The following is a 24,312-nucleotide window of genomic DNA, read 5'->3' on the forward strand; positions in this document are numbered from 1 at the left end:
GCGGCGCTGGAGACGGTCAGAAAGTCACTGGACAACCATCCCGAGACCGAAGCCCCCCGGCACTCCGATTCCAACTGACAGCCAGGAATGATCTTCCTGCAAGCTATGGTTCCTTATGGGCCCCCCAGGCGTAAAAAGCTGTCTCCATCAGCGGCAGATAGAACCAGTCGCCATGGGGGAAACGCATCACCACAAACAGGCCCCAGATGCAGAGCAGCGCCCCCAGGTACTGGGGGTGACGCATCATGGAGAACGGAAAGCCGGTGATCCACGGGACCTCATAGCCAATTTCAGCTCCGTAGAAAACACCGGTGCGGCCCAGTCGCGAAAACACCGCCGCATTCAGAAAAATCCCCGCGCCGACCAGTAGCAGCCCCGCAATCAGCGCAATACCCTCGGCGGTTGGAAGCGGCATCCAGGTATCACCGAAGCGCATCCACCAGTAAAGAAACACCGCCCCCTGTATCGCCTTGAAACCGTAGAACAGTTTGTGGAGCGCATTGACGGGGCCACCGAAGGCGGCCAGCGGCGGGCGCTGGCAGAGGCGGTACCAGCCTTCAGGGTAACGTGACACCAGGAAATAGGTGATCCGTTCAAAGCTGAGCAGGAGGGCACTGACCAGGAGGATAACGACCAGCATGCAGGAACTCCGGTTATGGAAAGACCCGCATGATGGTCCATGAAGGATGTTACGCTTTTTTGACGGCCGCCTTCATCAAGTGGTCACACGCCTGTTTCATCCTCTCTGTCGCTCGTACTGAAACCCATCAGCCCGGACGATCGACTGTGACACCAACCACACTTCTCCACCGGCTGACCCGCTGGGAACGCCTGAATTTCCTGCTGACCAACCGCATACCCAGGCGTTGGGCAACCCTCTTCATGGGCCGTTTCAGCCGCATCCGCCACCCATGGATCAAAAAGCCATGCATGGGCCTGTGGCAGTTCTTTGCGGGCGACCTCCGCCTGGAGGAGGCCGAGAAAACGGAATTCGACAGCATGCACGATTGCTTCGTTCGAGCCCTGCGCCCCGGCATGCGCCCGCTGGACCCTGATCCTGCACGGCTCGTCAGCCCCTGCGACGGCATTATTGGTGCCATGGGCGAAACCAATGGCACACAGGTATTCCAGGCCAAGGGCTACCCCTACGATCTCGCGGAACTGCTGGGAGATGACACGCTTGCCGAGCGCTACCGCAACGGTTCATTCCTGACGTTGCGCATCACCGCCAGCATGTACCATCGCTTTCATGCGCCCGATGCCTGCCAGTTGCACCAGATCCGTTACATCTCCGGGGATACCTGGAACGTCAACCCAGTCGCGCTGAAGCGTGTTGAGAAGCTTTTCTGCCGAAACGAACGCGCCATCCTTGAACTGCACCTACCGCCCGCAAAAACCGGCGACGAGCCCGCCAGCATCCTGCTGGTACCGGTCGCCGCCATCCTGGTCGCCAGTATCCGCCTGTACGCCCTGGAATACCCACTTAACCTGCGCTACGAGGGAGCGAACCACATTCCCTGCAGCACCCAATATGAGCGTGGCGAGGAGATGGGGTACTTCGAGCAGGGCTCAACCATCATCGTGCTCACGGGACCGGAGCTGACGCTCCATCCAGCCCTCCAGGAGGGGCAGACGATTCACATGGGAGAACCTGTCCTCAACCGGTAAAGCCCCTGTCAACAAACTATCACGACCCCTGCCTGACAATAGGGTTGCGATATAAACAACTACTGGAGTGACAATGATCAACATACTGAGAGAGCTTGAGGAACAACGCTGGGACGACCACCGCTACTATCACCAGAGCCGGATCAATCAGTCGCTGCATCTGGTCAGCGCATTCAGCTTCCTGACCGCCTATTTCTACCTCGCCATCAACCCGATGGTCTCGGCGTTCATGGGCTGGGGCGTGGCCATGATGTCGCGCCAGATCGGGCATTTCTTCTTTGAGCCCCATGACTACGACAAGGTGAACCACGTCTCGCACTCCTACAAGGAAGAGATCAAGGTGGGGTACAACCTCAAACGCAAGGTGGTGCTGCTCTCGGTCTGGGCACTGACACCAGTGGCGCTGTGGATGAACCCTGGGTTTTTCGGGCTTCTGGAGGCGCAGACCAGCTGGAACGGCTACTTCTACAATCTGTCATTGATCTGGATTGCCCTGGGCATGGCAGCATTGCTGTTCCGCACGGTGCAGCTCTTTTTCATCCGCGATGTCCCCACCGGTGTGATCTGGCTGCTGAAGATCATCACCGATCCGTTCAATGACATCCGGATGTACTACCGCTCGCCGTTCTACCTCATGCGCGGACAGTTGATCGACCCCATGGACGATCTTGATCCGCCCCATGCCGAGACGGAACACGCCAATCACTGATCCGGAATCGGCGAGCCCGCAGCAGGGGCGTGGCGTCCAGCCCCTCCCCTGCCACGCAACCAGCAGCCCAGCATTTCGCGAAGAATCTGCTTTTTGATGCGCTTGTTCGTCAGGCGTCCATCGTTCCACCACCATCCGTCCGCCTCCATGGAACTGGCGGCGGCAATAAAGCGGTGCTGGACAGCATCGAAATCCTCGTCCGTGTAATTATGGCTGAAGATAAGGCGACCGGTTCCCGTCCAGGACAGGTGCAGTCCTTCCGCACGCAAATAGAACTGGAACAGCCAGTTGTACCGGCCTGGACGGCTATAGATGACACTCCAGATTGAAACGAGATTCACAACCCGGACCGGCAGCTGTCGCAACTCCAGCGCGTGGTTGAGTTGTTCGACACGCCGGTCCCAGAGTGCGCGCATGTCGCGATAGACGCGCCGGATGGATGGGTCCTGGATGCGCTCCAGAAACACGTTCATTGAGGCCATCACGTAGGGGTGCGCATTGAAGGTCCCGCGGGCGAAGCAGACATCCGTGGGTCGATCATCGCGGAAGCGCTTCATTAGATGATGCTGCCCGCAGAGCACGCCAACCGGAAGGCCACCGCCGAGCGTCTTGCCATAGGTCACCATGTCCGCCTGTACCCCGAAATACTCCTGGGCACCGCCATAGGCTATGCGGAAACCGGAGAACACTTCGTCAAATATGAGCACGATGCCGCGCTGGGTACAGACCTCCCGTAAACGTCGTAACCAGTCCCCGTACCGGTCCGGATCAAACGCACAATGGCGGTCACTGTTCACAAGCGTTGCATCGCCGGGAGCACCACCGTTGGGGTGGAGCGCCTGGAAGGGACTGACAAGGACACAGGCAATATCCGTGCGGGTGCGAAGCACGCGCAACGTCTGCTGATCCATATCCTTGAGCGTATAGACGTCGTTAACCGCACGTTGCGTCCCGATACCGGGCTGAACCCCGTCCCACCAACCGTGATAGGCGCCGCAGAACCGCACAAGATGGGAACGCCCCGTATGATAGCGGGCCAGTCGTGTCGCCTGCATCACGGCCTCGGTACCCGACATGTGGAATGACACTTCATCGAGCCCGGAAATGTCCTTGATCCGCTCCACGTTATCCAGCACCAGAGGGTGATAGGTGCCCAACACTGGCCCCAGGTTGCGCACCCGGTTTACGCCCTCGTCGATACAGCTCTTGTAAAAATCGTACCCGAAGACGTTCACCCCATAGGACCCGGACAGATCGTAGTGCCAGTGGCCATCGATATCCCTGATGCGGGTGCCGGCCGATGCATCCGCAACCATGCCCGGCATCAGATGGTCGCGCACGGCGCTGCGGAACTGGAACGGTACCCGATAGCTGTTGATGAACTGGGTATCAGAGAGGTGTTGCTCCAGCGACGAGGTCAACTGCCCCGACTCCGAGGTGGCGCCACGCAGCCGTGCACTGAGTGCCTGGAACCCCTCGCGCCGGCGCTGCGCGATGGACTCCGGTGCGCCATCGCAATTGAAAAGGGCATCGCCCTGGAACTCGTAGAAAGGGACCCACCGGGCAACACGGCGGGCCATCTTTGAGTGGCCCTGAAGCGAGGGGTGTTTGGCCCGTGAGAGTTCCAGCCGCCAGTAGAGGCGATTCAGCGTAAAAGCGACCAACAGGATAACCAGCACTGCCAGTGCATAGGTGGCTCCCATAACATGCTCCTGTTTTGGATAGAAGATGACAGGGTCCAGTCTGGCGCCGGATTGTTAGAGGGATATGACAACCGGGCGATGATCCTGGCATGTGGCCCGCTGTAACAACGCTGTCATAAAAGGTTGGTTCACTAATTTTTCATCGTGCGGTGAGGTGGTGTCGAATTGAGTGAACAACAACCCTATAACGTCCTTTTCGTGTGTACCGGGAACAGTGCCAGAAGCATTTTCGGTGAGGTATTGATCAACCGGTTAGGTAACGGACGCTTCAGAGGCTTCAGTGCGGGAAGCAACCCTGAGGGATCCGTGCATCCGATTGCTCTGAAGTACCTCGACAGCATGGGGTTCGACACATCGGGCCTTCGAAGCAAAAGCTGGGACGAATTCCATGGACCCGATGCCCCGGATTTCGATTTTGTCTTTACGGTATGCGACAAAGCCGCTGCTGAACCCTGCCCGGTGTGGCCTGGGCAACCAATAACGGCGCACTGGGGGCTTGAGGATCCGGTGATAGCCGATCCAGGTGAGTCCGCCTCTGACGAGGCCAGGCTGAAACCCTACAAAGCCACCTTTGCGATGCTGCGCAAGCGCATACAGCTTCTGATGAACCTGCCTATTACCTCACTGGATCGCATGAAGCTCGAGCATGAAGTCCGGGAAATAGGCAGAAAAGCCGATGACGACCTGGAGACGCCGGAATAGCCCTGCAGGCTCACGCCAACACTTTTTAGCTCTCGGGAATGATGTTGCGCTTACCCACCCCATACTGAGGTGGCCAGTTACATCCTGAAACTTCGATTCATAAAACAGCCACCTCTCACGCGTATAAAGCACAAGCACTCAATGAGCAGTTATCCGGAGGCAGTCCGTGAGCTTGAGCAGTCTTGAAGCAGAACTGGATCGAGTTCTTGACAATAAACTGATCCAGACACTCTTCCAGCCCATCATCGATGCTCAGAAAGCCACCATTGAAGGTTTTGAAGCGCTCAGCAGAGGTCCCTCCGACAGCCCTCTGCACCCGGCCCCAGTGCTTTTTGAAACGGCTGAACGCGGCAATCGCAGCCTGGAGCTGGAAAACGAATGCCTGCATGCAACCCGTCAGGCCTGGCAGAGCACTCACCGGACCCAGACCCTTTTCGTCAACGTCAGTCCGGACAACCTGATACCCGGTCATCTCGACAGGGAGATACTGAAGGCCCTGTTGAACCCAAGTACCACGCCGCCGGACCGGATCGTTATCGAGCTTTCGGAGCGTTTTCCGGCCGCTGACATGGACGAACTCAAAAACTCGCTCAAATGGCTTAAAAGCAAAGGATTCAGAGTCGCACTGGACGACCTTGGTGCCGGGTATTCCGGGTTGAAACTCTGGTCCGAGGTTGAACCGGATTACGTCAAGATCGATCGCCATTTCATCCAGGACATCCACGAGGACCTGGTGAAGCGGGAATTCGTCCGCTCAGTCATGCAACTCTCGCAGCGACTGAACTGCCGTGTTATTGCGGAGGGCGTAGAGCGTTACCAGGAGTTGGAAGTATTGCAGGACCTGGGCGTACGTTACATTCAGGGATTTCTCTTTGGCCGCCCCAAAGCCGTCGCCACGGCGAATATGGAGCCACTATCCCATCTGAAATCCGGACACCAACAAAGGGGCCGGCTCAGCGCGGCCAGCCTTATGCATTACGTGGACACACTGCACCCGGACGATACGCTGGGTGACGCCTGGGAACAGTTGCAGGCAAACCCCGGCGTTTTTGCACTGCCCGTTGTCGACAACACAGGCCATGCGAAGGGGGTCCTCCACAAATGGCAGATCCTGGAACGTTTCGGAACCAACTTCGGTCGTGCGTTGCACGAAAAGAAACCAGTTGGGACCGCTATGGCCTCGGATGCGCTCGTTTTTGAAGTGGACACGCCCCTGGAAGAGCTCAGCCAGAAGCTCACTGAGGATGAGGACGATTACCTCAGGCAGCATTTCCTGGTGACGCGCAACGGTTTTTACGAGGGCATGGGGGCGACCAGGGCGCTTCTGAAGCAGATTACCGAGCAACGCATCGACAAGGCCAGGCATTCCAACCCCTTGACCGGCTTACCCGGCAATGTACCCATCCAGAAAGAAATTGAACGCAGGCTTGGGGAGAAGCAGCACTTCTACCTGCTCTATTTCGACATCAGCGCCTTCAAGCCACTGAATGACCATCTCGGCTTTGCGACCGGAGACCGGTTGATCGTTCTTCTGGGCGAGCAGCTCCAGCGACACTTTAACTGGCCGGATGACACGATCGGCCATCTTGGCGGCGATGATTTTCTGGTCTTCTCGCACGATCCGCGCCATGCGGTTGAGGCGACCAGTCTGGTCACGGAGCGATTCGACACCGAATGCCTGAAGCTTTATCCCGAAAAAGCTCAGCAAGTCGGCTTTATTGAAGCAGAGGACCGTACTGGTCAGTACCACACATGGCCGCTGGCCCATCTGACGACCGGCGTCATCAAGGTTACACCGGACACTGCTCATGATGTGGATTCGGTCGTTGAAGCAGCCACAGAAGCCAAACAGAGGGCAAAAAAGGGGTGTGAGTCGCACGCAACAAGGCCGCGAAACGCGTCTGTTAAGAGCGATACACCCACCCCTGACTTCTGTAACAGATTCAGCGAAGCACTCTGAGTAATGCGGTCACTCCTCGTTGCCAGTGAACCTGCCAGCAATTGTCACGGTATTGAAAACGCGTATTAATCCCAGGGTCATCCGTTCATTGCATCCTCGTAATGGAAGGGCATGCAATAAGCGGAGGTGGTTGTGCACGAATACCGGAGCGTCTTCATTTCGGATCTCCATTTAGGGTCACTGGACTGCCAGGTCGAGCATCTACTGGATTTTCTGGACTCGGTGACCTGTGAACGGCTGTACCTGGTGGGCGATGTCATCGACCTGATTGCCATGCAGCGCCGGGTATTTCTTCCGGAAAGCCATCTCGAGGTTATCCGCAGGGTGATGGCGTTGGCGAGCAACGGTGTCCATGTCGTCTACATCCCCGGTAATCATGACGAGTTTCTGCGCTCGTTCTGTGGCCAGACTATCGCGGGCATTGAACTGCGTGAAAGCACACAGCACACCATGGCCGATGGCCGCTTATTCCACCTCTGTCACGGCGATGAATTCGACCAGGCAGTCCGCTGTAGTCCCTTGATGCTGTTGGTCGGGAGTCCTTTGCATGAACTCCTCGTTCGCGCGAACCGCTGGACCAACTATTGGCGGCGCTTGCGCAGAAAACCGTACTGGTCCCTTGCGGGCTACATCAAACAGCGTCTGGGAAAGGCCAGGGCCTTTATTGCACGCTTTGAGCACGCGGTGTTGATGGCCGGGAGAAGAGGCCGGGTTGACGGCACGATCTGTGGCCATATCCACTCTGCGGGATTCCGCCTCGGTGAGGATCACCTTTACTGTAACGATGGGGACTGGGTGGAGCACTGCACAGCGTTGGTTGAGGATTATGCGGGCCGGCTCAGCCTGATGCATTGGTCCGAGCATCCGCACATTGTTGCCAAGGAGCCGTCGCAAGACACCGCATTGGATGAAGAGGCCTGCGTGAACTATCCGAATTCTCCCTCCCCAACCCGGTACCAGCAGAAAGGCAGTTCCCCAAAGAGGCCCAATGCAAGCGCAGGACTGACAGCGAGACATCACCAGAAACCAGGGTTTGAAGATGGGACGTGTCATTGAACTGACATAATATCCGCCAGCCTGATACGTATGATGCGCGCTGAATTCCAGTCGACTGGTAAGCATGCATGCAGGTTATCGCCTTTCACAACCTTAAAGGTGGCGTCGGTAAGACCTCAGCCGCCGTGAATATCGCGTATCTTGCGAGCCAGGAGGGCATATCCACACTGCTCTGGGATCTTGACCCACAAGGTGCCGCCACATGGTTCCTTTCCGGGGACGATCAGCAGATAGGGAAAAAGCTCGGGCCCCTGATCAAGGGTAAGTCACCCATCGGAGATTTCGTTCAACACACGCCCTACTCCAGACTTGAATTGATCCCCGCGCATCAGAGCGCGCGCAATTTCGACATCAAGCTTAATCAGAGCAACGCCGAGAACCCATTTAAAACATGGCTCAAACCGCTGTCCGAGGAGACAGCCCTGATTATTCTCGATTGTCCCCCGTCTCTATCGGAGCTCGCCGAGCAGGTTCTGAAAACCGCAAACGCAATTTACGTTCCGGTTATCCCGACGTGGCTCTCCCTCAACAGCTGGCAGCAAATGAACGCATTTGCCAAGGACCAGAAGGTGAAACCGAAACGTATGCGCCCCTTTTTCTCCATGGTCGACCGACGCAAGAGCCTGCATCGCGAAATTGTGGACAATCGGGCGACAGCACTGCCCAGAGCACTGACAACGGCCATTCCCAATGCCAGCGCAATCGAGAAAATGGGTGAGCATCGAAAGCCACTGGAGCTCATCGATCGCCACGGCCGGGCAGCGCGTGCCTACCGCGAGCTGTGGCTGGAAATCCGGGCAAAACTGAAACTGTAATCTTCCAGTGAACATCCGACCCTAAATCAAGTCCAAACCTGTGCACTGACGCAGGGAGGCCTGGCTCCAGATGGCGCTCCAGACTGGAGACAGTAGCAGGCAACCGCGATCACAGCCCCGCGGCTGGCAGGATCATTCAGGCGGCAGGTGGCCCATTCACCGGACCATCAAGGCGTTGACTGACTGATCGTCTGATGGGCAGGACCGTGACACCCAGACTGCTTACGTGATCAATGAGCTCCGCGCGAATCCTGTTCACCAGCGTTGTATCCTCGCCGCCCTCATTCGGGGTTCTTACCCGTAATAGTACATCCGTAGCAATGATCTCAAGCTCTTCCTGGGGGACGACTTCGGCTTTCTGAAGCGCTTCACAGGCCTGCGTGACTTCAATGTGGATATCAGATCTGAGCCTACTCATCAGAACCTCCTTCCGGCAGGATCTCCATGGTTCCTCATGACCCACAGGAAGGTCACCTGCCGCAGGTCATGACGTTAGCGAGGCGAAATCATAGCGAACGACTTTAACGATTTGGTGACACTTTCCTGCCCAGCCGGTCCGCACCCCAACTGCCTTCCATCAGGGCACGCACTCCCTGTATCTCTTCAGGCGGGACTTCAGTGGTGTGCAGCTGCCAGTCAGTCACATCGTAGTGGAAGATATAGAGCCGCGATGTGAATTCGCTGATTGGCAGGGAGGATTCGCCGTGCTGCTCGCCATAGCCCTCGGTGGAGACGGTCACGCCCTTGCCCCAGTCCTGGCCGCTGTCGTTGTTGGGGTTGTAGAAATACACCCGCATCACCTCGTCCTGGTCCAGCGCCACGCGCAGTATGGCGATGGCGTGCCAGCCCACGAACCGGGCCTGGCTGTCGGTGACGGCAATACCCGCCGGCTGCGGGTGCACCACGGGGGTATTGCCGTTGTAGAGCGGGTTGTACAGCGAATAGAAGGTCCGGATGAAACCGTCCGGATCCTCGAGCCTGCCGGTCTCCACGTCCACTGCGATCGCAAACCCACGGTGCACCCACCAGCCGTGGAATTCCGGATTGATCCAGCGGTGGGGGTCCTCACCGCGGCCGTCAGAGAGCCGCCCCATTTCCAGATAGAGCCGGTCGAGATGCGGCACCAGCACCAGTGACAGCGGATCCAGGTCCAGATTCCACTGGCTGACCACCCCCGTATAGAGGTAGGCGGAGTTCAGGGACTGGCCCTCGAACTCCATCACCACCTGGTTGTCCCGCGACGCCCAGCGCACCAGCTGCAGAAGGTAAGCGGGGTCCGTGTACGCCCACATGGAGAGCGCACGGGTGGACTGGCAGGCCGGATTGTTGCCCTGCCCCAGGCCGAGCGGCAGCCCCAGGGCACCGATCAACCCTCCCATCAGGTAGACACCGGGTTCATGGGCATCCCCATAAAGCCCGGTCAGCAGTGCGCGCACATCCGCATGGATCGGGGTTTTCATCTGGCGCCAGAGGGCGGCGGCAATGCTGTTCTGGTAGAGAATGCCCCGCTCCAGCAGACAGGCAAGCCCATAGAGCGCATGACAGTTCTCCGGAAAGAGGCTATAGCGGGCCAGGTCCATCATGAAACGGCGGTAGCAGAACAGGCAGTCCCTGCCGGTGCTGCTCAGCCCCAGACAGCGGGCGACCATCTCGGCATCGTCCTGTTCCAGCGCATAGCGCAGAAAAATCGCATGGTAGGGAGCGACCAGCCCGGTATCATGCATGGCGCGGGCGAAACTGGCGGCCTCGGCGTCCAGCGCCATGTTGTCCAGACCGCGGACCCGTTCCTCGTAGACCTCCACCCCGGGATCCTCGCGGGAATGCTGGGTGGGGCCGTAGAGCGCGCTCACCAGCTGCTCGGCACCGCGAGCCGTGGTGCCCAGGCTCACCTCCGGGTCAAAAAGACAGACCGCGATACGGTCGATCATCTGGCGGATGTTGTCCACCTGAAGCGGCCGCTGGCGCAGAAGGCGCCAGACTTCAGCCACCACATGGTCCAGAATGCTGTCGAAGCCGATGTGCTCGGCCACGAACCCCAGATGATGATCAAGCATGCGCTGGATGTCCGCCGGGCGGTTACGCGCGGCTTCATCACTGATGCCAAATACCGATTGCAGGTTGAAGGCCAGCACCTGGGTCAGGAAGTGTTCCGCCTGCTCGGCGGACAGGCGCGGATGGAACCAGCTGCCACTGGCGACGGCCAGCATGCGCAGTTCGCTGAGACACTCCAGGGCAATCAGCCGGGCCTCGCCCTCGGCAAAGGTGGCGGGTACGAAGCGAGCCTGCAGGGAATCCGGCAGCTCCCAGTCGCTGCCCACGAAGACCCCGGCCTGCTCCAGCCGGGGGGCACGTTCGAACAGCAGCGCCGGCCCTTCCGGCAGACCCAGAAGCTTGCGGGCCTGGTCCAGGACCTGGCCCACGTGGTTGCCTCTGGCGTGGGATGGGGCCTTCTCCAGGCTGGCCATGGCATTATCAAGGGCGCTGACAATGGGACTGGCATCAGGGCCCGGCGTGGTCCCGGCGTACCGAACGGGTTCAGACATGCGTTTGTTTCCGGTCGTGGATTCCTGCCGCCCAGTTTCCCTCCATTGGCACAGGATGCAAGCAGTTTAGACCATGACCCGCGACTCCAGATGCTCCCGCAGCAGGGTCACATTGCGGTTGTTGGCACGGTAGAAGACATCGAACACATCACCGGCCACCGGCAGGGTGCCTCCCACGGCATCCACCAGACCGTTACCCAGCATACGCAGCTGAAGGGAGCGGGGCGCCCCGATCTGGCGGGCCTGCTGGATCAGGTACAGTGACAGCACCAGTCCCGCAAAATCCCCCACTCCCGGAATCAGGCCAATCAGGGGGCCGATACCGAAACGGATACCGGTGAAGGGAACCCGGAAACGGGAATCGGTCAGCCGGGCAAACCGCTCCAGCCGCGCCAGTGTGGCACGCTCGTGTTCAGGGTCTCGGGCAGGGATCTCACTCATAACGGAAGCAGCCTATACCTCCTTCGGGTAGCTGACAATCCAGCCTCCCTCCAGTACCCTTCGCGGCGTCGGAACCCAAGGATACCTGCGTTCATGATGCTGCTGTCGACTGTCGCACTGCCCCTGCTCGGGGCCCTGATTACGCCGCTGGTCTCGCGGCGCTCGACAGCGATCCTGCCTGCCCTGATTGCCGGAACCATCGGAATCACCATGGTCAGCGTGCTGCTGAGCCAGGCCCCGGATGTTCTGGGTGGCACCATTCTCATCGAACACTATCCCTGGCTGCCCGGGATCGGTCTCTCGCCGGCCTTCCGGCTGGATGCACTGGGGCTTTTCTTTGCGCTCATCATCGCCGGCATGGGCCTGCTGATCACGCTCTATGCCCACTTCTATTTCGCCGGCAAGCACGGGGCCGTGCGCTTCCATTCGCTGATGCTGGCCTTCATGGGCGCCATGCTGGGCATTGTGACCTCCGAGAACCTGCTGTTCATGCTGGTGTTCTGGGAGATGACCAGCCTGGTGTCCTTTGTCCTGATCGGCTTCCACCAGGACGAACGCCCGGCCCGCCGTGGCGCGCGTATGACCCTGGTGATTACCGGCGGTGGCGGGCTGGCACTGATGGCGGGGGTTCTGCTGATCGGTAACAGCGTGGGCAGTTTCCAGCTGAGTGACATCCTGGCACCGGAAACAGCCCTGACCTCGGACCCGCTCTACCCCTGGATGCTCGGCCTGGTGCTCATCGGCGCCATGACCAAGTCCGCCCAGTTCCCGTTCCACCTCTGGCTGCCGAATGCCATGACGGCGCCCACGCCGGTCTCCGCCTACCTGCACTCGGCCACCATGGTGAAAGCCGGCATCTTCCTTCTGGCCCGGCTCAACCCCGCCCTGGGGGACACGGACGCCTGGCTCTACAGCATCTCAACCGCCGGCATGGCGACACTGCTGACGGGCGCCTTCATCGCCATGTTCAAGCATGACACCAAGGAGCTCCTGGCCTATTCCACCGTCAGCCATCTCGGGCTGATCACCCTCCTTGTGGGGCTGAGCACACGCATGGCAATGGTGGCCGCGCTCTTCCACCTGCTGAACCATGCCCTGTTCAAGGCACCGCTGTTCATGATGGCCGGCGCCGTCCAGAAGGCAACCGGCACCCGGGACATGCGCCGCATCAACGGCCTGTGGCGAACACTTCCGGCCCTGACGGTCATCAGCGCCGTGGCCGCCGCCTCCATGGCCGGGCTGCCGCTGCTTGGCGGTTACCTGAGCAAGAAGATGTTCTTCATTGAAAGCCTGGGAGCCCCGGTGATCATGCCGCTGCAATGGCTCACTCCAGCGCTGGCCGCCATTGCGGGCCTGTTCTCCGCCGCCTATTCCTTCCGCATCTTCCACAACGTGTTCTTCAACGGAAAACCGCAGGATCTGCCTGTCTGGCCCCCGAAGAACCCCGGCGTGGGCATCCAGATCCCGGCTGCCGTGCTGGCCCTGGCAGTAGTGCTGGTAAGCTGGCATGCGGAGTCAGTGGTCCATGGGCTCATCGGCCCCGTTGCATCCGCCGCCGCAGGCGTCGCCCTGCCCGACTACGACATGCACCAGCTCCACCACATCGGCACCGCCTTCTTCATGAGCCTGGCGGCCATGCTTGGCGGTCTGCTCGTCTACATGGCCCGGGAGCCGCTGTTCCGGCTTTATGACCAGCTGCCTCCGGCCGATGCCCGTGAGATCTTTGAATGGCTGATGACCCGCGCCGGCGGCAGGGCCGAACGGCTGGTCCATGCACTGGAGAACGGCTCGGTCCAGCGCTACATCGCCCTGATCATCCTCTCGGCCATTGTGCTGGCCGGACCGGTTCTGCTTTCCGGCATCCAGTGGCACGGTGGCGAGACCATGACGCCCGTGGATCCCCTGACCGGCCTGGGCCTGGTGCTGCTGATGGCCACCGCGGTAGGGGCGGTGCTCGGCCACCACCAGCGCCTGTTCGCCCTGCTCCTGCTTGGCAGCGCGGGGCTCTTCGTCACTCTCACCTTTGCCCGCTTCTCGGCGCCGGACCTGGCGCTGACCCAGCTCTCGGTCGAGGTGATGGCGGTGATCATCATGATGCTGGCCCTGTCCTTCCTGCCACAGACCACGCCCCGTGAGTCGAGCCGGTTGCGAAAGGGTCGTGACCTGGGCGTTGCCGCTCTGGGCGGACTCGGGATCGGCCTGGTGTCGTTCGCCATCATGACCCGCCCCCACAGCACCATCGCGGACTTCTTCCTGAGCCAGAGCAAGCCTGGTGGCGGTGGCAGCAATGTGGTCAATGTCATACTGGTGGATTTCCGCGGCTTCGATACCCTGGGCGAGATCACGGTACTGGGGATCGCGGCCGTGGCGGTCTTCGCCCTGACCCGCAACCTCCAGCTCAAGGACCGCATCCCGCAGGAACGGGACCAGTACTGGGCCTCGAATCCCCACCCGCTGATCCTGCGCACCATGGCGCGGCCGATACTGCCCATAGCGCTGATGGTCTCGGCCTACATCTTCCTGCGTGGGCACAACATGCCTGGTGGCGGCTTCATCGCCGGACTGATCACGGCGGTTGCGCTCTCACTGCAGTACATGGCCGGCAGTCTTGCCTGGGCCCATGAACGCATGCTCACACCCTTCCGGCCCCTGATCGGGCTGGGGCTGCTGCTTGCCTGCGGCACCGGGCTGGGCAGCCTGCTGTTCGGCGAAGCGTTCCTCAGCTCCTGGTTCGGGCATTACAAACTGCCCCTGCTGGGCCACCTGGAGCTGGCCACCGCGCTGCTGTTCGACCTGGGCGTCTTCACCACCGTGGTCGGGGCCACACTGCTGATCCTCGCCAACCTGGGCAAACTCATGACCGTGCACGGCCCCGGCAAGGAGATCGGATAGATGGAAGCACTCTACGCCACTGCTGTCGGCGTACTCACCGCCTGTGGCATCTACCTGGTGCTGCGCGGTCGCACCTTCCCGGTCATCATGGGACTGACCCTGCTGTCCCATGGGGTGAACCTCTTCCTGTTCGCCAGTGGCCGGCTGGCTCTGGCGGCGCCGGCGGTCATCGGTGAATCCGCTGACCCCACGGACCCACTGCCCCAGGCACTGGTTCTGACAGCCATCGTGATCAGTTTCGCCATGACGGCTTTCGTGGTGGTGCTCGCCCTGCGTGCCGCGGTGGAGCTGCGTAATGACCACGTTGACGGTGTGGATCCCGAGGAGGACTGGCGCCCATGAATCACCTGCCGGTCCTGCCCATACTGCTGCCTCTCATTACCGGAGCGCTGCTGGTCACCCTGCCGCGGCTGGGCCTGAACGCCCAGCGCTTCATCAGCCTGGGCGCCACTGTGGCCGGTCTGGGTCTGGTGCTCTGGCTGGGAAGCATGGTCCTGGAACACGGACGGATGGTCTATGCCCTCGGTGGCTGGGCGCCACCTTTCGGGATTGTGCTGGTTCCGGACCGGCTGAGCGTACTGATGCTGGTGCTGACCGCCACCCTGGCCCTGCCGGCGCTCATCTACGCCTGCCGGGGTGACGACGATGCCGGCGCCCATTTCCACGCCCTCTTCCAGTTCCAGCTCATGGGGCTCAACGGCGCCTTCCTGACCGGGGACATCTTCAACCTCTTCGTCTTCTTCGAGGTGCTGCTCATCGCCTCCTACGCCCTGCTTCTGCACGGCGGCGGCACCGCCCGCAGCCGGGCCGGGCTGCACTACGTGATCATCAACCTGATCGGTTCAGCGCTCTTCCTGCTGGCACTGGGCATGCTCTACGGGCTCACGGGCACACTGAACATGGCGGATCTGGCGGTCCGCATCAGCCAGGCGCCCCAGGCTGGCCAGCCTCTGCTGCAGGCCGCATCCCTGGTGCTGCTGGTGGTTTTCGGGGTCAAGGCGGCCCTGCTGCCGCTGCTGTTCTGGCTGCCACGCGCCTACACCGCGGCGGCCGCACCAGTAGCGGCCCTGTTTGCGGTCATGACCAAGGTCGGCCTGTACGCCATGATCCGGGTTTTCCCACTGGTGTTCGCCCTGGATGAGCCACTGGCAGCCCTGACGGCCTGGCAGTGGCTCTGGCCCCTCGCGCTGGCGACCCTGGCACTGGGCGGCATCGGAGTTCTGGGCGCCACCAGCCTGCGCAACATGACCGCCTACATGGTCATCGTTTCCACCGGAACCCTCATGGCTATCATTGCCCTGGGCAGTACCGAGGCGCTGGCCGCCGCGCTCTTCTATCTGGTGCACACCACACTGCTGACGGGAGGCTTCTTCCTGTTCGCGGACCTGATTGCCCGCCAGCGCGGTGCAGCCGGAGACTACATGGTCGTCACCGCCGCCATGAAGGACAGGCGAACCCTGGGCATCCTGTTCTTCTTTGGCGCCGTGGCGCTGGCCGGGCTTCCGCCGTTCAGCGGCTTCGTCAGCAAGGCCTGGATGCTCCAGGCGAGCCTCGCGGAAGGCGCCGCCGGAATTTTCTGGCCGCTGCTGCTCGGGGCCGGCTTCCTGATGCTGGTGGCGCTCAGCCGGGCGGGCAGCAAGTTCTTCTGGCGCCAGTCACCGGAACGGGACCATGACATGAGGGCCGACCGGGTGCGGCTCGCCTGTGTGATCGTTCTGGTAGGAGCCGGACTGGCGCTGAGCCTGGCCGCAGCGCCGCTGATGGACTACACCCGGTCAGTAGCAGCACAGCTGATGGCGCCGGGTGATTACGTGAGGGCGGCCCAGGAGGCCGACCTCAGACTGACGGGAGGGCACTGACATGACACTCATGCCGCAGCTGACCCACTGGTGGCCCAGACCCCACTTTTCGCTGTTCCTGCTGGTGCTCTGGCTGCTGCTGGTCAACTCGGTCAGCCCGGGGCAGGTGCTGATCGGGGCGGTGCTGGGCTGGCTGATCCCCTTCTCAACCCAGCAGTTCTGGCCGGAGCGCCCGCACCTGCACAACCCCGGCCGCCTGCTGCTGTACATGCTGCGGCTGCTGGTGGACATACTGCGCTCGAACCTGACCGTGGCACGGCTGATCCTGCGCGATCCCGATACGCTGACGCCGGGATTCGTGCGCTACCCCCTGTCGCTGACCAATGAGTTCGCCATCACCATGCTGGCCAGCAGCATCTCGCTGACCCCGGGCACCGTATCAGCGGGCCTGAGCCCGGACCGGGCCTACCTGCTGGTGCATGTCCTGCACCTGGACGATGAGGACGAGCTCATCGAACAGATCCGCGAGCGCTACGAGACACCGCTCAGGGAGATCCTGGAATGACCGCCACCGTACTGCCCATCGCCCTTGCGCTGTTCAGCCTGAGCCTGCTTCTGAACCTGTACCGCCTGCTGCGCGGTCCGGACATCGTCGACCGGATCCTTGGCCTGGACACCCTCAACGTCAATGCCATCGCAGTGATCGTTCTGGGAGGCATCTACATGGACTCATCACTGATCTTCGAGGCGGCCCTGCTGATCGCGCTCATGGGATTCGTGAGCACCGTAGCCATGACCAAGTACCTGGTGCGCGGGGACGTGATCGAATGATGGGGGAAAGCATGGCACTGCCGTTCTGGCTGGACGCACTGATCGCACTGCTGCTGCTCAGCGGTGCCCTGGTCGCCCTGCTGGGCTCCATAGGGCTGGCGCGCATGCCGGACGTCTACATGCGCCTTCACGGCCCCACCAAGGCCAGCACCCTGGGGGTGGGCGCCACACTGCTGGGTTCCATGATCTGGTTCGGCGTGGGCCACGAGGGTCTGAGCGCGCAGGAGGTTCTGATCACCGTCTTTCTGTTCGCCACGGCCCCGGTCAGCGCCCACATGATGGCCCGGGCCGCGCTGCACCGTCGGGTGGCCTGCCGGGAAGGCACCCATGGCGAGCCATGGGACGAAATGGATCGTCTCCCGGGCTACGCGGAGTCTTCGTCATCCTCCGATAACCAGCGATAGAGGGTCCGGCGGTTCACGCCCAGGATGCGGGCGGCCTGGCGCTTGTTCCCCCCCACCTGCGCCAGCACATGCTCCACATACCGCTGCTGGAGTGTCTCCAGTGTTGGCAGCGCCTCCCCCGGCGCAAGAAGTCCCTGCGTGTCCGCACCCGCGGGTTCGGGAGGCGACCCAGCGGCGTCAGTCGCTTCCCGCACCCGCGGTGGCAGATGCTCCGGCAGGATGCGCTCGCCATTGCAGAACGTCACCGCCCGCTCGACCACATTGGCCAGCTCACGGATGTTGCCGGGATAGTCGTAGGCGCGCAGGCAGGCCAGAGCCGCGTCATCAAAGCGCAGATCCCCGCGCCCACTGCGCCGCAACGAAGCCTCCAGGAAGAACATGGCCAGCCGCTCAATATCATCGGCACGCTCACGCAGCGGCGGCACCTCCAGTGCAAGCGCTTCCAGCCGGTAGTAGAGATCCTCACGGAAATCACCGCTGGCCACGCGGGCCTGCAGATCCTGATGCGTGGCGGCGATCACCCGCACATCCACGCTCTGCTCGGAATCCGACCCCACGGGGCGGATACTGCCCTCCTGCAGCGCCCGCAGCAGCTTGGCCTGCAGCGCCAGCGGCATTTCCGCGATCTCATCCAGCAGGAGCGTGCCACCATCGGCCTGACCGAAAAGACCCGTCCGCGCCCGGTCCGCACCGGTGAAGGCACCCCTGGCATGGCCGAAGAATTCGCTTTCCATGAGATCCGCGGGAATACCGGCGCAGTTGACTGCTACGAAAGGCTGCTCCGCACGTGGACTCTCCGCATGGATGGCCCGGGCCACCAGCTCCTTGCCCACACCGCTTTCCCCCAGCACCAGCACCGGCATGGCCCCGGTTGCCACCTGCCGGATCTGATCATACAGCCGATGCATGGGAGCGCTGCCACCGATGATCCCGTGGAAACCGGCCGTATCCCCACTGGAGCGGTAGGCATCCACCTCGCGGCGCAGCGCCCGCTGTTCGAGCAGACGCCGGATCATCAGAAGCAGGTGATCCATGGACAGCGGCTTGGTCAGGAACTCATCCGCGCCGGCCTTGAGGGCATCCACCGCCTGATCCACGGTCCCGAAGGCGGTGATCAGAACGAACAGCGGTGGCTCAGGGAGCGCCTGGGTCCCCCGCAGTACGGCCATGCCATCGCTGTCCGGCAGGCGCAGATCCGAGACCACCAGATCCGGTGCCCCTTCCTGGCAGAGCCGGAGGCCCTCATCAGCCCGCTGGGTGGTGACCACCTCGTAGCCTTCCGCCTCCAGTTCCTCGCGCAGCAGATCCAGCAGGCTCGAATCGTCCTCGATGACCAGGATACGCACACTCATGCGGATTCACCTCCTTCCGATCCACCGGCCCTCGGCCACTGAAGTACCACCGCACAACCGCCCCAGCGGCTGCTTCCGATGATGATGGCTCCCCCATGCTCCTGCATCACACTGCGGACCACGGCCAGCCCCAGACCGGTACCCTCACCGGAAGCACGGGTAGTGTGGAAGGGCTCGAGAACGGCTTCACGATCCCCCGGCGGGATACCGGGGCCATCATCCTCAACGGTCACGGCAATGGCCTGGGGCCCCTTGCGGACACTCAGCATGACCTGGGAGCCGGCCGCCAGGAAGGCATTGCGCAGCAGGTTGGAGACTGCCAGCTCACAGCGTGTCCGGTCGCCATTGATCACCGCTTCCGGCGCCGCATTATCAATCTCCAGGGTGATCCCTTCAGGGGCCTCGCCCTGGGCGTCGAGCACGCCGGTCATCAACTCCGCGGTGGTGAAACGACCCTCGGCGGCGCTGGGAGAATGCCGGAAACAGTCCAGCAACTGTTGCACAATCCGGGTCATGCGCTGGACCTGGTGACGTATGTCCCCGAGATTGCGCTGGCCGCGTTCATCACCGGTACGACGCTCCAGAATGCGGGCACGCCCGTCGATGACACTCAGGGGCGCACCAAGCTCATGGGCGACACCGCCGGCTACCCGCCCGATCATGGCCATCTTCTCCTGGTGCTGCAGGCGCTGGTTGAGCCGCGTCTCCCGCGCCTTCTGGTCAATGATCTCCTGTTCCGCCGCTTCGATGCTGTCGAGCATCTCGTTGAGTGCCGCGGCCAGCTGACGGGTTTCCCGAGGCCCCCGCAACTGGGCCCGGATGCGCCGGTCGCCGCCCTGGACCCGGGCCATGACGTTCGAAAGCCGGCCGACGTGGCGCCCCACGCCGCCATAATGCCCGCCGATTGCCACCAGCAGTATGGCGCCGGCGGTCAGCGACCATATCCACCAGGCATTGTTGCGCAGATCCGCCAACCGCTGGTCGAAATCGCTGCGCTGCCGTGTGATCTGCAACAGCCCGATGATGCGGCCATCCTCGCTGAACAGCGGCGTGAAGTGGGAGAACACGTCCTCGCCCTCGATCTCGCGATAGGTTCCCAGATCGTCCCCCTGGGCCACCGCATCCGCCGCGCTGCGGCTGTCGCTCACATCCCGGTCCACAATGCCCACCTGTGAGACACGGTCACCGCGCTGATCGTAAACGGAGGCGCCGTAGACACGGCCTACACTGAAAATGGAAGTGGTGATGTCGTTGACCTGGACGTAGTCCCCGTTCTGAAGCGCCCTGGAAAGCGGGTAACGGGTTGCCTGGGCCAGCAGCGCCAGATCCTGCTGTAGACGCTCCTCATCGTGGGACTGGATCACGCCCAGGCCCCAGTAGACCGCCACGCCACTGACCAGCAGCAGCGGCAGAACCACCGCCAGGATCAGCGTGAACTGAAGGCCGGGTAGACGCAGACGTTTCATCGATCCCTCCCTGAGCATGAGAGGCATAATGTCACACAGGTACGCCCCATGTGTCATTATGTCACACCTCCAGGCGTTCCAGCCCATGGCATTTATTGCACAGAGCGACCGCTAACTGATTAAGAAACGGCAATTTTCAGGCTGTGATCCGGCCCTGGCACAACTCCTGCAGAGGCAGGGTGCGAATCCAGCAAAGGAGACTTCCACAATGATTCGAATCACCAGCCTTGCACTTGCACTGGCACTCGGGCTGACCGGCGCCCAGGCTCTGGCCCAGGATTACGGCAGCGGCGAAGGCCAGCAGGATCCGGGCATGGAACAGTCCCAACAGCCGGCGGACTTCTCGGACGAAGAACTGCAGCAGTTCGTGGACCTTCAGGACAGCATTGGCGAGATCCGCGAGGAATACGTCTCCCAGATCGAGGCGGCGGAATCCGAGGACAAGGCGCGCCAGCTCCAGCAGGAAGCCCAGTCCGAAATGGTCAGCGCCATTGAGGATGCTGGCATGTCCGTACAGGAGTACAACGCCATTGCCGTGGCCTACAACTCCAATCCGGACATCCAGGAGCGTGTGGACGAGATGGCAGGCGAATAAGCCTGTACACGCTGTCATGAACGCCTCCTCCGGGAGGCGTTTTCATTTAACACCTGTTCATCCTGTCACATTCTGGCACAGCAGTTGATTCCTCCCGGGTGTCGCACCACACAACCCGTTACCTTGAGGAGGTACCAACATGAAACTGAAAACGCTCACTGCAGCTGTCGCATTCGCACTCAGCACCGCCGGCATGTCCGCCGTGGCCCAGGACTACAGCAGCGGCAGCGGTGCCGAAGGTCAGGGTCAGCAGCAGCAACAGCAGAGCCAAGGCCAGGGCCAGGGCCAGGGCATGGGAGCACCGGAGCAGCAGCAGAATGCTGACTTCTCCGACGAAGAGCTCCAGAATTTTGTTGAGCTGCAGGACAAGATCGGCGAGGTCCGCGAGGACTATGTCTCACAGATTGAGTCCGCTGAATCCGAGGACAAGGCCCGCGAGCTCCAGCAGAAGGCCCAGACCGAGATGGTCGAAGTGATTGAGGAAGAAGGCATGACCGTTGAGGAATACAACGCCATTGCCGTAGCCTACAACTCCAATCCGGAAATCCAGGAACGCGTGGACGAAATGTCCGAATGAATCCGCTCCCGGATTGTCCACAAGCCCCGCCAAGTGCGGGGCTTTTTCATGGGTACTCAGAAGCCGTAGAGCAGCGTCACCGCCGTGATCGTGTCCGTGCGCTCGGTCCCGGTCGGCGGGTTGGAATTGTGCTCAACCGTGTAGGAGAGCTTTATGGCCAGGGAGCTGTTCACATTCGCCTGGAGCGCGGTCACTGAGCGCGATAGGGCATCCCCGTCATCCAGACTCACTTCGGTTTCCGCCTCCTGACGGAAGTGGGCGGTTTCCGACAGCTGATAGCGGAAGTCACCAGCCAGGCGCCCTATGGGATCTTCCTCTTCCTCCCCTTCCTCGGGATCCGGGGTATCGAACCGACCGTAACGATAACCCAGACCGCTCGACACATCGAAGTAGCTTTCCCCTTCGCTCCAGAGGCGCCGCCCGTAGCCGGCCGAGGTCGAGGCCTGGAACTGGTAACCACTGAAATCATCGTTGGAGTAACTGCCCCGGACAAAGACAAAGTCATTGGGATTGAATTTATAGTCGAGCTGGGTCGCCGCGGAATAGCGTTCGGCGGTCCGCTCACCCCCCTGTTCCGCATACCGCGACTGGAGCAGGACATTCTGCCGCCAGTCGTTCCAGTTGCGGGTGACATCCGCCTCACCTGAAATGGTGGTTTCCTCGGTATTGCCGGAGGTTTCGACAAGGCCAAGTTCAACCGAGCCGCTCCATTCGTCCGACTCCTGCGCCGCAGCCGGTGCTGTCAGGGCTACAGCGATGCCTGCCACCAGTAATGACCTCTGTATCTGCAACACGTTTTCCTCCTCAATGGTTTCGTAATAGGCTGTTGATACGGCGCAGGTTACCAGACAGGCCTGCGCTGACCAGTTAAATCACGACAGGAGGACGCATGAGCCAACACGTGGTCATTACCGGCGCCAACCGTGGCATCGGACTCGAACTTGCCCGCCAGTGGCATGAACGCGGTGACCGGGTAACAGCACTGTGCCGGGCAGCCTCGGATGAACTGAAGTCCCTGGGCGTGAATATCATCGAGGGCGTGGATGTCACCGACGACATCAGCCTTGGCAAGGCGCGGCGCAATCTCGAGGGGGAAACCATTGATGTGCTCTACAACAACGCCGGCCTGCTGACCGATGAGAACCTGAAGGATATGGACTGGGACCGCATCCAGACCCAGTTCGAGGTGAACACCCTGGGGCCGCTCAAGGTCACCACAGCCCTGCTTGAGCTGATACCGCAGAACGGCAGGGTCGTCATGATGACATCACGGATGGGCTCAATCGCGGACAATGACTCCGGTGGGCGCTACGGCTACCGGATGACCAAGGCAGCCCTCAATGCCGCCGCGAAATCACTGGCAGTGGATCTGCAACCGAAAGGCATCAGCGTCGGCATCCTGCATCCGGGCTATGTGCAGACGGCAATGACCGGTCATACCGGCCATATCACGCCCGCCCAGGCCGCAGAGCGGCTGATCCAGCGGGTGGACGAACTGAACCTGGAGAACAGCGGGGTATTCCGGCACTCGGATGGATCCGAACTACCCTGGTGAATTGCTGCGGGAGAGCTTGCGGCGACGGCGGTGGCTGACCTTAACGCCACTGCCCTCTTCCTGTTGCGGCTTGCCAGTGGCCTGCGCCACGTGCGGGCCGCCACCCTCTTCCGGCCAGGCCGCCTCAAAGGCCTGGTAGCCCTCACGGATCAGGCGCACCAGCTCCAGGGACTGCATACCATCGGGTACTCTGGAAGGGCTGCCTGAAAAATGCTTGGTCCGGGGGCGCCCCTCGAACGTCAGCTCCAGGCCACTGCTGTGGCGAGCCTTCTGGCTCTCCACGTCGATCTGCCAGTCGTCCATCGTATTCAATCTCTCGCGACGTTACATACGCTTAAGGTTGGCAGCATATCGGCGCTCAGACTGTGGATCAACCGGCAGAACGCGCACTCCGGGCCTGCTCAGACGCCCTTGAAGACCGCCTCACGCCGCTCCAGAAAGGACTGGATGCCTTCCTGCACATCCTCACTCCGCATAACCGGAGCCAGATCCGGGAACAGTCGGGCCTTCGCCGCATCATGCCCCTCTGTGCGGGCGATACGCGAGGAACGCAGACTGCCCTGGACCCCCAGGGGGGCCGCCCTGGCGACCTTCTCCGCCAGCTCGCGGGCACGATCAAACTGCTCTCCCGGCGCCACCAGTTCCTGAACGAGCCCCCACTCACGCGCCTGGGCGGCGCTCCACTCATCCCCCGTCAGCAGGTAACGCTGGGCATTGGCCCAGCCGACCTCTTCCTGGAGACGGATGGTCGCGCCACCGCAGGCGAAGATGCCACGTTTCACTTCCAGCTGGCCATAGCGCGTATTGTCAGCCGCCACCCGGATGTCCGTGTTGAGCATCATCTCCACACCACAGGTAAAGCAGATCCCCTGGGTGGCATAGACCACGGGCTTGTCCATGGCCGGCCCCACGATGCCGAAGGGGTCCATCTCGCCCTCGTTCAGGGACAGCCCCTCACCGTTGGCGAATACGCCCGCCCAGTCGTCCAGCTCCAGCCCGGAGGTGAAGTGATCCCCTTCGGCATAGACCAGCCCCACACGCAGTTCCGGCTCGCGGTTCAGCCGGCCGTAAGCGGCGGCGATGTCGTGGTACATCTGCCGGTTCATGGCATTCATCTTCTCCGGCCGGTTCAGGCCAATGAAAAGGATATGATCTTTCGCTTCAACGTTGACCAGAGCCATAGTGCCTTCTCCAGAATCTCAGTTTTCACTGTAGGAGCGCGCATGCGCGCGATACCCTTGATC

General features: G+C 61.4%; 25 protein-coding genes. 15 read left to right on the forward strand and 10 right to left on the reverse strand.

The window, feature by feature from the left end; translation table 11 throughout:
- Positions 1 to 103: 103 nt before the first annotated feature.
- Positions 104 to 640 (reverse strand): methyltransferase, encoded by a 537-nt coding sequence (locus CK501_RS12625; protein ID WP_095618102.1) that lies wholly within the window; start codon positions 638 to 640, stop codon positions 104 to 106.
- 146 nt (positions 641 to 786) lie between these two features.
- Here CK501_RS12625 and asd point away from each other — a divergent pair, with 146 nt between their 5' ends.
- Positions 787 to 1,668 (forward strand): archaetidylserine decarboxylase, encoded by an 882-nt coding sequence (asd, locus tag CK501_RS12630; RefSeq protein ID WP_198949510.1) that lies wholly within the window; start codon positions 787 to 789, stop codon positions 1,666 to 1,668.
- 73 nt (positions 1,669 to 1,741) lie between these two features.
- The gene (locus CK501_RS12635) at positions 1,742 to 2,377 is read left to right on the forward strand and encodes a hypothetical protein (protein ID WP_095618103.1); all 636 of its coding nucleotides are present in this window, start codon (positions 1,742 to 1,744) and stop codon (positions 2,375 to 2,377) included.
- Here the strand turns inward: CK501_RS12635 and CK501_RS12640 are convergent.
- On the reverse strand, positions 2,371 to 4,080 hold the full coding sequence (locus CK501_RS12640; RefSeq protein WP_095618104.1) for an aminotransferase class III-fold pyridoxal phosphate-dependent enzyme: 1,710 nt from the start codon (positions 4,078 to 4,080) through the stop codon (positions 2,371 to 2,373). The two genes, CK501_RS12635 and CK501_RS12640, sit on opposite strands and share 7 nt — an antisense overlap.
- Before the next feature lie 165 nt (positions 4,081 to 4,245).
- Between CK501_RS12640 and CK501_RS12645 the strand changes: the two genes are divergently transcribed.
- The 4 genes from CK501_RS12645 to CK501_RS12660 all read left to right on the forward strand — a co-directional run bounded on the left by CK501_RS12645 (position 4,246) and on the right by CK501_RS12660 (position 8,613).
- Positions 4,246 to 4,782: an arsenate reductase ArsC gene (locus CK501_RS12645; RefSeq protein WP_095618105.1), complete on the forward strand. Its 537-nt coding sequence runs from the start codon at positions 4,246 to 4,248 to the stop codon at positions 4,780 to 4,782.
- A gap of 172 nt (positions 4,783 to 4,954) precedes the next feature.
- Complete coding sequence (locus tag CK501_RS12650; protein WP_143421433.1) at positions 4,955 to 6,742, forward strand: bifunctional diguanylate cyclase/phosphodiesterase; 1,788 nt, start codon at positions 4,955 to 4,957, stop codon at positions 6,740 to 6,742.
- A 132-nt stretch (positions 6,743 to 6,874) separates the two neighbouring features.
- Positions 6,875 to 7,798: a UDP-2,3-diacylglucosamine diphosphatase gene (locus tag CK501_RS12655; protein ID WP_095618107.1), complete on the forward strand. Its 924-nt coding sequence runs from the start codon at positions 6,875 to 6,877 to the stop codon at positions 7,796 to 7,798.
- 68 nt (positions 7,799 to 7,866) lie between these two features.
- Complete coding sequence (locus CK501_RS12660) at positions 7,867 to 8,613, forward strand: ParA family protein (protein WP_095618108.1); 747 nt, start codon at positions 7,867 to 7,869, stop codon at positions 8,611 to 8,613.
- Positions 8,614 to 8,749: 136 nt separating this feature from the next.
- Here CK501_RS12660 and CK501_RS12665 read toward each other — a convergent pair whose 3' ends face one another.
- The 3 genes from CK501_RS12665 to CK501_RS12675 all read right to left on the reverse strand — a co-directional run bounded on the left by CK501_RS12665 (position 8,750) and on the right by CK501_RS12675 (position 11,597).
- The gene (locus CK501_RS12665) at positions 8,750 to 9,031 is read right to left on the reverse strand and encodes a hypothetical protein (RefSeq protein ID WP_095618109.1); all 282 of its coding nucleotides are present in this window, start codon (positions 9,029 to 9,031) and stop codon (positions 8,750 to 8,752) included.
- Positions 9,032 to 9,134: 103 nt separating this feature from the next.
- A complete protein-coding gene (locus tag CK501_RS12670) occupies positions 9,135 to 11,156 on the reverse strand; it encodes a hypothetical protein (RefSeq protein WP_095618110.1) in 2,022 nt (673 codons plus the stop codon).
- A gap of 66 nt (positions 11,157 to 11,222) precedes the next feature.
- Complete coding sequence (locus CK501_RS12675; protein ID WP_095618111.1) at positions 11,223 to 11,597, reverse strand: DUF4112 domain-containing protein; 375 nt, start codon at positions 11,595 to 11,597, stop codon at positions 11,223 to 11,225.
- A 93-nt stretch (positions 11,598 to 11,690) separates the two neighbouring features.
- Here CK501_RS12675 and CK501_RS12680 point away from each other — a divergent pair, with 93 nt between their 5' ends.
- Genes CK501_RS12680 through CK501_RS12705 form a run of 6 tightly spaced genes read left to right on the forward strand, consistent with a single transcriptional unit; the run spans position 11,691 to position 17,523 of the window.
- Positions 11,691 to 14,489 carry a monovalent cation/H+ antiporter subunit A gene (locus tag CK501_RS12680; RefSeq protein WP_095618112.1) on the forward strand — a complete coding sequence of 933 codons (2,799 nt, stop codon included), beginning with the start codon at positions 11,691 to 11,693 and terminating at the stop codon, positions 14,487 to 14,489.
- A complete protein-coding gene (locus tag CK501_RS12685) occupies positions 14,490 to 14,831 on the forward strand; it encodes a Na+/H+ antiporter subunit C (RefSeq protein WP_095618113.1) in 342 nt (113 codons plus the stop codon).
- Entirely contained in the window at positions 14,828 to 16,348 is a 1,521-nt protein-coding gene (locus tag CK501_RS12690; protein ID WP_095618114.1) for a monovalent cation/H+ antiporter subunit D, read from the forward strand. The genes CK501_RS12685 and CK501_RS12690 overlap by 4 nt, the downstream gene beginning before the upstream one ends.
- Position 16,349: 1 nt before the next feature.
- On the forward strand, positions 16,350 to 16,853 hold the full coding sequence (locus CK501_RS12695; protein WP_095618115.1) for a Na+/H+ antiporter subunit E: 504 nt from the start codon (positions 16,350 to 16,352) through the stop codon (positions 16,851 to 16,853).
- The gene (locus tag CK501_RS12700) at positions 16,850 to 17,119 is read left to right on the forward strand and encodes a K+/H+ antiporter subunit F (RefSeq protein WP_095618116.1); all 270 of its coding nucleotides are present in this window, start codon (positions 16,850 to 16,852) and stop codon (positions 17,117 to 17,119) included. The genes CK501_RS12695 and CK501_RS12700 overlap by 4 nt, the downstream gene beginning before the upstream one ends.
- Positions 17,116 to 17,523, forward strand: coding sequence for a Na+/H+ antiporter subunit G (locus CK501_RS12705; RefSeq protein WP_233128903.1), 408 nt, complete (start codon positions 17,116 to 17,118; stop codon positions 17,521 to 17,523). The genes CK501_RS12700 and CK501_RS12705 overlap by 4 nt, the downstream gene beginning before the upstream one ends.
- Here CK501_RS12705 and CK501_RS12710 read toward each other — a convergent pair.
- Both CK501_RS12710 and CK501_RS12715 read right to left on the reverse strand, forming a co-directional pair.
- Complete coding sequence (locus tag CK501_RS12710) at positions 17,484 to 18,875, reverse strand: sigma-54-dependent transcriptional regulator (protein ID WP_095618117.1); 1,392 nt, start codon at positions 18,873 to 18,875, stop codon at positions 17,484 to 17,486. The genes CK501_RS12705 and CK501_RS12710 overlap by 40 nt on opposite strands.
- Positions 18,872 to 20,341 (reverse strand): sensor histidine kinase, encoded by a 1,470-nt coding sequence (locus CK501_RS12715; RefSeq protein ID WP_143421434.1) that lies wholly within the window; start codon positions 20,339 to 20,341, stop codon positions 18,872 to 18,874. The genes CK501_RS12710 and CK501_RS12715 overlap by 4 nt, the downstream gene beginning before the upstream one ends.
- Positions 20,342 to 20,549: 208 nt before the next feature.
- Between CK501_RS12715 and CK501_RS12720 the strand changes: the two genes are divergently transcribed.
- Complete coding sequence (locus tag CK501_RS12720) at positions 20,550 to 20,936, forward strand: DUF4168 domain-containing protein (protein WP_095618119.1); 387 nt, start codon at positions 20,550 to 20,552, stop codon at positions 20,934 to 20,936.
- Between the two features lie 139 nt (positions 20,937 to 21,075).
- Entirely contained in the window at positions 21,076 to 21,513 is a 438-nt protein-coding gene (locus CK501_RS12725; protein ID WP_095618120.1) for a DUF4168 domain-containing protein, read from the forward strand.
- Between the two features lie 56 nt (positions 21,514 to 21,569).
- Here the strand turns inward: CK501_RS12725 and CK501_RS12730 are convergent, their stop codons facing one another.
- A complete protein-coding gene (locus CK501_RS12730) occupies positions 21,570 to 22,307 on the reverse strand; it encodes a DUF481 domain-containing protein (RefSeq protein WP_158223119.1) in 738 nt (245 codons plus the stop codon).
- Positions 22,308 to 22,402: 95 nt separating this feature from the next.
- On the opposite strand from CK501_RS12730, the gene CK501_RS12735 reads away from it, so the two are divergent.
- Positions 22,403 to 23,068 (forward strand): SDR family oxidoreductase, encoded by a 666-nt coding sequence (locus CK501_RS12735; RefSeq protein WP_095618122.1) that lies wholly within the window; start codon positions 22,403 to 22,405, stop codon positions 23,066 to 23,068.
- On the opposite strand, the gene CK501_RS12740 is transcribed toward CK501_RS12735, so the two are convergent.
- Together CK501_RS12740 and CK501_RS12745 are read right to left on the reverse strand one after the other, a co-directional pair.
- The gene (locus CK501_RS12740) at positions 23,057 to 23,371 is read right to left on the reverse strand and encodes a hypothetical protein (protein WP_095618123.1); all 315 of its coding nucleotides are present in this window, start codon (positions 23,369 to 23,371) and stop codon (positions 23,057 to 23,059) included. The genes CK501_RS12735 and CK501_RS12740 overlap by 12 nt on opposite strands.
- Before the next feature lie 98 nt (positions 23,372 to 23,469).
- On the reverse strand, positions 23,470 to 24,249 hold the full coding sequence (locus tag CK501_RS12745) for a crotonase/enoyl-CoA hydratase family protein (RefSeq protein ID WP_095618124.1): 780 nt from the start codon (positions 24,247 to 24,249) through the stop codon (positions 23,470 to 23,472).
- Positions 24,250 to 24,312 lie beyond the last annotated feature (63 nt).

Source organism: Halovibrio salipaludis (genome assembly GCF_002286965.1).
GTDB classification, from domain to species: domain Bacteria; phylum Pseudomonadota; class Gammaproteobacteria; order Pseudomonadales; family Oleiphilaceae; genus Halospina; species Halospina salipaludis.